The 6,547-nt window shown below is 43.4% G+C and carries 4 protein-coding genes; 3 read left to right on the top strand and 1 reads right to left on the bottom strand.

Features of this window, described 5'->3' with window-relative positions:
• Positions 1 to 754: 754 nt before the first annotated feature.
• Together F6J94_RS27805 and F6J94_RS27800 are read left to right on the top strand one after the other, a co-directional pair.
• Positions 755 to 2,224 carry a zinc ribbon domain-containing protein gene (locus F6J94_RS27805; protein WP_293021411.1) on the top strand — a complete coding sequence of 490 codons (1,470 nt, stop codon included), beginning with the start codon at positions 755 to 757 and terminating at the stop codon, positions 2,222 to 2,224.
• Positions 2,225 to 2,362: 138 nt separating this feature from the next.
• The gene (locus F6J94_RS27800) at positions 2,363 to 2,803 is read left to right on the top strand and encodes a hypothetical protein (RefSeq protein WP_293046309.1); all 441 of its coding nucleotides are present in this window, start codon (positions 2,363 to 2,365) and stop codon (positions 2,801 to 2,803) included.
• Between the two features lie 210 nt (positions 2,804 to 3,013).
• Here F6J94_RS27800 and F6J94_RS27795 read toward each other — a convergent pair whose 3' ends face one another.
• Positions 3,014 to 4,723 carry a glycosyltransferase family 2 protein gene (locus F6J94_RS27795; protein ID WP_293046306.1) on the bottom strand — a complete coding sequence of 570 codons (1,710 nt, stop codon included), beginning with the start codon at positions 4,721 to 4,723 and terminating at the stop codon, positions 3,014 to 3,016.
• Positions 4,724 to 5,092: 369 nt separating this feature from the next.
• Between F6J94_RS27795 and F6J94_RS27790 the strand changes: the two genes are divergently transcribed.
• Positions 5,093 to 6,547: tetratricopeptide repeat protein (locus F6J94_RS27790; protein ID WP_293046302.1), on the top strand; the 1,455-nt coding region annotated here is incomplete at its 3' end.

The raw sequence follows: 6,547 nt of genomic DNA, 5'->3' as shown, positions 1-6,547 counted from the left end.
AAGAATTAAGAATGTAGAATTAAGAATGTAGAAGGCAGAATTAAGAATTAAGAATTTATAATTTCTAATTTAGAGGGAGCATTTCACCTTTGTAATTATGTATATAGATCCCCCCTAACCCCCCTTAAAAAGGGGGGAATTAGATTCAAAAGTCCCCCTTACTAAGGGGGATTTAGGGGGATCTGAATCAGGGATTAACAAAACTGACATGCTCCCGAATGTAGAATTCATAATTCTTAATTCATAATTCTTAATTCATAATTCTTAAATGTTAAGCATTATTTAAGGTTTTTCCCACTCCCTATCGGGTACATCTCACTGTCTTTATGCAAAGCCCCAGTGGGGTAAACCCCCTTTGGCCGCTGACAAAAATTCCAGAGAAAATTCCCACACTCCCCACCCGCCGCTGATTTCCTGTCTTTCCTCTTGACAAGTGTTTTTCCTTTAATCTAGTATATCGGAGGTTGCTTGAGTCCCTAGCAGCAAAAAGCTGGGGCAGTAACTTCTGTAGTGGTACAGAAAAAATAGTTACGAGGGTGCTTAACCTTTCGGTTAATTACTTTTTAACCCAATCATTACGATAAGGAAAGAAAATTAATTATGCAAAAACTACGCAATGCGCTATTGGCATTAGTTATTGCCTCGCAATCAAACCCCTAAAAATAGGGATAAATCGGTATTTAATATCACAAAATGGACATTGACATTTAACTAGCGCTATAGTATTATTGAAGTGTAGGACACAGATCTAACAATGTCTAAGAAAGTAGACGAAGCAAAGAAAAGATCAACTCAAATCGTCCCCGTCATAGGGATGACTGAGTCGGTTGGTGCTGAGCTGTTGTCTACTATGAAAAAGTTGGGGATCGTTCGTTCCGAGTCTTATAACAAGCTGGGCAGTATCAATCATTGGAGTCTTGACTGGAAAAAGGCGTACCCAGAAGTCAGGAGCTTTAGGACCCCCGAATCATTGGGACTGCCTTCCAAGCTAATGGAATGGACTGTCAGTGATGTGGCAAAAGCCATTACAGCTCAACAAGCTGCTTGCACTGAAGCAGTCATCAAGAAGATTTACAAAAGATTTTCCGGGAAAGACAACCAAAAAAGAAGAAAAGAGCTTTGCAAACAACTAAAGACTTTAGCTTTCCTGGACAACCCTCTTCTCCACAGGCTTGTAAGAAAAGAGTTTCAAAGAGGACATTCTTGGGTAAAAAATCAGATAGTTTACCAGCAAGGAGGATATAGCTGTAAGCGACTTTCCCGCAATACTTACCAACTAGAACTAGCTGGGTTGAGAAGAGGTAAAAGAAATAGAATAATAGTCAAGTCTAATCGTAAAATAAAAGGACAGATTAGGCTGATTTATAATAAATTGCTGCAAAGGTTTGAGATTCAATTCTTAGTGAATCATGGAACTGCGGAAATTCCATCTGAACGTCGGAGTATCGGAGTAGACAAGGGATACACTGAAGCTTTCTATGACTCTGATGGTCAGGCACACGGGAAAGGATTAGGGTACGCTACTACTGCAAAATCTGATCGCATATGTAGTAAAAATCGAAAAAGAGGAAAACTTTGGGCATTACACAAAAAGTTAGAGAAATTAGACCCGGCTAAATCGACTCGTATCCTTAAAAACAATCTGACCCGAAAGACAGAAAACAAGCGTTACAAACAAGATCAATCGAAGTTGGCGGCTATTATAGGAGCCGCATCTAAATCGCTGTTTAACGGAGAATCATTAAAAGTTTTTTCTGAAGATTTAACACGACAATTTACGAATAAACGCCAGTCCAAAGCTGCATCCCGCAAACTCAATAGTTGGATTAAAGGAAAAATGCGGGATTCCTTGCAGAAATGGGCTAATTGGACTGGTTCAGTCGTGACAGAAGTTCAACCTAGTTACACGTCGCAAGTTGACTCCAGAAATGGAACCCTATTAGGGAAAAGGACTGGGGACAATTTTACCGGATTTGATGGGGTCGTGTTGCAGGCTGACCATAACGCTGCCAAAAATGTCCTTGATAGAGGTACGGACAAGGACATCACCCGGTACATGAGTAAAGCCGAGGTGCAGGCAGTATTATTGCGCCGTACTGCGCGTTTCTTGAAAGGAATGGGACTGAGTCTGCTAGATGCAGTTGAGCTTGGCTGGCTTGACTCCAAACATGAGCTTTGCTCAGGCTTTCAAGCAACTCCTGGTCGGGATGCCAAGAACGTCTAAATAGATGAATGGCAGGCTTAACTCCAATTGCTGTATGACCAATCCTCACTTAGACCACAATAAATTGCACCTTGACCGTCTTATCCGGGTTTATCCCGATTAATTACGGTTTAAGAGTATCCCATAGCTCTGACTTGGATGCCTTCCTTTACGGTAGCTTCTGCACAGGCTAGTGAATTTCATCCTGGACTCCAGTTTGCAATCCAGCCCGGAACAGGGGAGTTTGTCGAATTCCAAAGCGGTCCGATACTTTCTCCGGACCACGAAGTTCATGTTTTTTATGACTCCCTAAGGTTAGCTGAACCTGCCAATTGGGATTGTCCTGAGTTTGAGGCTTTAACTGAGGTAACAGGCAACGTGATGTCTGATAACAGCGGCAAGATTACTAAATTCCGCCTTAAGTCCCTTAACCCCCCTGGGGTGGATTACGTCAAGGTTGGAGTGTTTACTACCCCTGATTGCTATTACGGTAGTGAAGAGATCCAGATCTGGTTCACTGGCACCGACGACTATGGCAATATTATTTGTTACGATAGTAATTTCATGAAAAATTACACTTTTCCAGTGATTTGCAAATAATAAGTTGTTGAGTCTGGATAAAATTATCAGCAGTGAAATAACCTAGGTTTCGCTCTGGAATTCTCCCCAAGGAAGCAACTGAAAAAGCGATGCAGTGCGCGCTGCATTGCTTTTTAAATAAGGTTGTTAAAGGTTGAATGTTTTTTGTTACTCTCTATTCCCGATTCCCGATTCCCCATTCCCTATTCCCGATTCCCGATTCCCTACTCCCTACTCCCTACTCCCTACTCCCTTAGGATAGGCTCTAGCTTTTAATTTTTGCATCCATCCCTTCACTGTTGGTTGCTTAAAGATACTATCAATCACCTCTTTCATATCTTGAGCAACTGAACTAGACTGTTTATCAATAGTATTACTTTGCCCAAAATAGCGACAAGTTGCTTCTGGCAACCACAGGGCTCGGCTTCCTCTCAAAAATACTAGATTTAATATTACTTCTACCATCGCAGCGTCTTGATTTAATTCCCTATTGAAGCCTCCTACTAGGTCTAAACGACTGCGACGAAACATACTATTACTTTGACGCAACGGTTGCCACAGTTTCTCTAACTTCCAGATGTGTAAGTCTTCTAAATCTGGTAAGTCTTGCCATGGCGTCACCTGGGTTATTTTTTCTCCCTCAACCACTTGCCACCCACTCAATAGTAAATCCAGGGTGGATGATTCCCGATCAAATGCTGCTACTTGCTTCTCTAGGGCATCTGGTAGTAAAACACTGTCACTATCGAGAAAGATCACAAATTCCCCTTGGGCCATCTCCAGACCGCATCCCCCTTTAATAACAATTCCCCCCTTACTAAGGTTCCTACTTCCTGTTCCCCCCTTATTAATCCCTGTTCCCCCCTTATTAAGGGGGGCTAGGGGGGATCCCTCCCTACTCCCTACTCCCTGCTCCCTGTTCCCTGCTACTCGCATCCCCCCCTTATTAAGGGGGGCTAGGGGGGATCCCTCCCTACTCCCTACTCCCTGCTCCCTATTCTCTGTTCCCTGATTACCAGCCCCATCCACCACAATAATTTCATAGTCGGAATAGTTTTGAGCCAGCACACTGTCCACTGCTCGCTCAACTATCGCGCTATTGTTGTGAACAATAATAATCACACTAACTCGTGGTGAATCGTGATCATGCCAGGGTTTTAGCTGCCAGCTGCTGTCAGCAATCGTCCCTTGTCCTTGGACATTGCCAATGGTTTTATTCTGTTGCGCTTCCTTACCCATATGGGCCTCATTTTTGCCCCCCATCAGATGACCGTAACTATGATTTTGATGCACTGCCATCACCACTTCGCTGGCATCGACGATGGGATAACCCCTCATAGCCGCAGTAGTTACCATCCAGGTATCCCAATATCCCCGTCCTACCGCAAACTTAGGGATAGTAGGGAATAAATTTTTAGGAAAGATAAAGTAATCCTTAGCATCATCAGCCCCTAAACAACCGGTCTGATTGACCTGTTGACACATGGTGTCTTCCCAGGTGGGAGACTGAAATTCTATGGACTTGGACAGGTCAAGATTCCAGCGTCGTCCAGTGATTAAAAATGTCTCTAAGTGTTGGCAGACCTGTTCAATGGCTTGGGTAAAATCTTTCAGTAGAATAATATCAGCGTTGATATAAGTGATGATATCGTGAGTTGCTTGTTCCTGGACTTGGGCAAACACACTATCCAGTAGAGGAGTGCCATAGCTATTGCACTCGATATCAGGAACATGATTAACTCCTAAGTCCTGAGCAATAGCAGCTGTACCAATTTCATCACCAAATAAAATGATTTCTGGCTTGGGTTTGAGCAAAGTCCAGCTGGTAATAGCGTTGTGCTGGATGATACCAATGTTACCTAGAAAAGGCTTAGGTATGGTGAAAATGCTGATGCCTAGGGTTGATCGAATATCTGGCTTGATATACAACGGTTCGGCCATTTTGCTGATTGCTAATGGTTGATATTGATGGTATGGTTATAGAGTTTGTATATGAGTTGTAAACACACTTCTTGCCGAAAAAGCCATGCATGCAAGAGCCAAAAGGCAACAGGGGAAAGAGATCCGAAGTTTTATTGTCTAAGAAAAAAAGACCTCAAAGGTTTATATATCCAATACAAACGCTATTTTAGATAAGAAAATAGAATCGGTTAGGTATAAGCGATTAGCTATAATAAAGTTTTGGCGAAATCCCTAAGATACCACAATCAATTCGATGAGAAACTGCTAGAACGAATACAATTATTTAACCATCGTTAAATAATTGTATAAAAAAACAGTATTAGGATGGGCTCCCAACTAGAACTAGCTATGGTTGAAACTTCTGTAAGTATTGCAAATCAATTGAGACAGCAAGGACAACAGAGTGAAGCAATTGCAGCATACCAGGAAGCAATTGAGTTACAGCCAGATAATCCAGGAATTTATCACCTTTTGGGACAATCTCAGGCTCAGCAGGGGGATTTAGAAGGTGCGATCGCAAGCTACCAAAAATCAATTGCCCTCAATCCCCAACAGTCGTTTTGGGTCTACAAACATCTCGGGGATGCTCTGAGAGCCCAAGGAAAACTGGATGAGGCGATGGTGGCTTACCAGAATGGGATGCAGTTCGAGCCAGACCATCCGGATTTTTATCACAATTTAGGACAAGCTCAAGCACTACAGGGAAATTTAGACGATGCGATCGCATCCTACCAAAATGCGATCGCACTCAATCCTAGCCATCCGTTTTGGATCTACAAAAATCTCGGGGATGCTCTGAGGCAAAGCAATCGAGTTGATCAAGCAGTTTGCGCTTACCAGGAAGCAAGTCAGTGTGACCCAGAAAATGGCAAAGTAGTATATCCTAACTTGGCACAATGTCAGCAGCAACAGGGAAATTTAGACGATGCCATCGCCTCTTACCAAAATGCGATCGCACTAAATCAAGACCAGCCAGCTTGGGTTTACCAAAATCTCGGGGATAGTCTGAGCTTACAAACTCGATGGTATGAAGCCATTACCGCTTACCGTAGCGCTATAGCCATTAACCCCACCATCAATGGGGTTAAAGAGAGCTTAGCCGATGCTCTGCGAGAAACCAAACAATTGGATCAAGCGATCGCAGCCTATCGCGATGCTATTGACACCAATCCCGACCGGTTTGAGTCTCACCATTGGCTAGGGGATTTATATCGAGAAAACAAGAATTGGGAGCAAGCCGCAGCAGCTTACCAATCCGCCATAGCACTCAATTCCTACAATGCTTGGACTCACCATAATTTAGGCTTAGCCTTAGCCCAACAAGGGAAGCTAGAAGAAGCCGTAGCTGCTTATCAAGAAGCCATAGCCCTATCCCCTAACCAGTTCTTTGAGTTTTACCAAAAATTAGGGGAGGCTCTCACCCAACTCCAGCACTGGGAGGAAGCAGTTACCGCTTATAGTCGTGCCATTGACCTCAGTCCAGAAAATCCTGATTTATACTACCCCTTGCGCAAAGCATTGGAAGCATTGGGACAGTGGCAAGAACCAGAGTATGAACCCCCATCAGAAGACCCTTGGCTAGCGGCTCACCAATGGGCAGATAGTTTGCGAGAACAGGGAAAAATAGCGGAAGCGATCGCAGCCTATCGCTATGCTCTCGATATCAATCCCAACTGTTGTGAGTCTTACCATTGGTTAGGGGATTTACTCTTAACACAACAGAATTGGGATGAAGCAGCAATAGCTTACCAGCGAGCTATAGAACTCAATCCTTACAATCCCTGGTCTCACCATAATTTAGGA

The organism is Moorena sp. SIO1F2, assembly GCF_010672755.1.
GTDB lineage: Bacteria > Cyanobacteriota > Cyanobacteriia > Cyanobacteriales > Coleofasciculaceae > Moorena.
The sequence above is the reverse complement of the archived record's forward strand: the minus strand, read 5'-3'. Positions and strand labels throughout refer to the sequence as shown.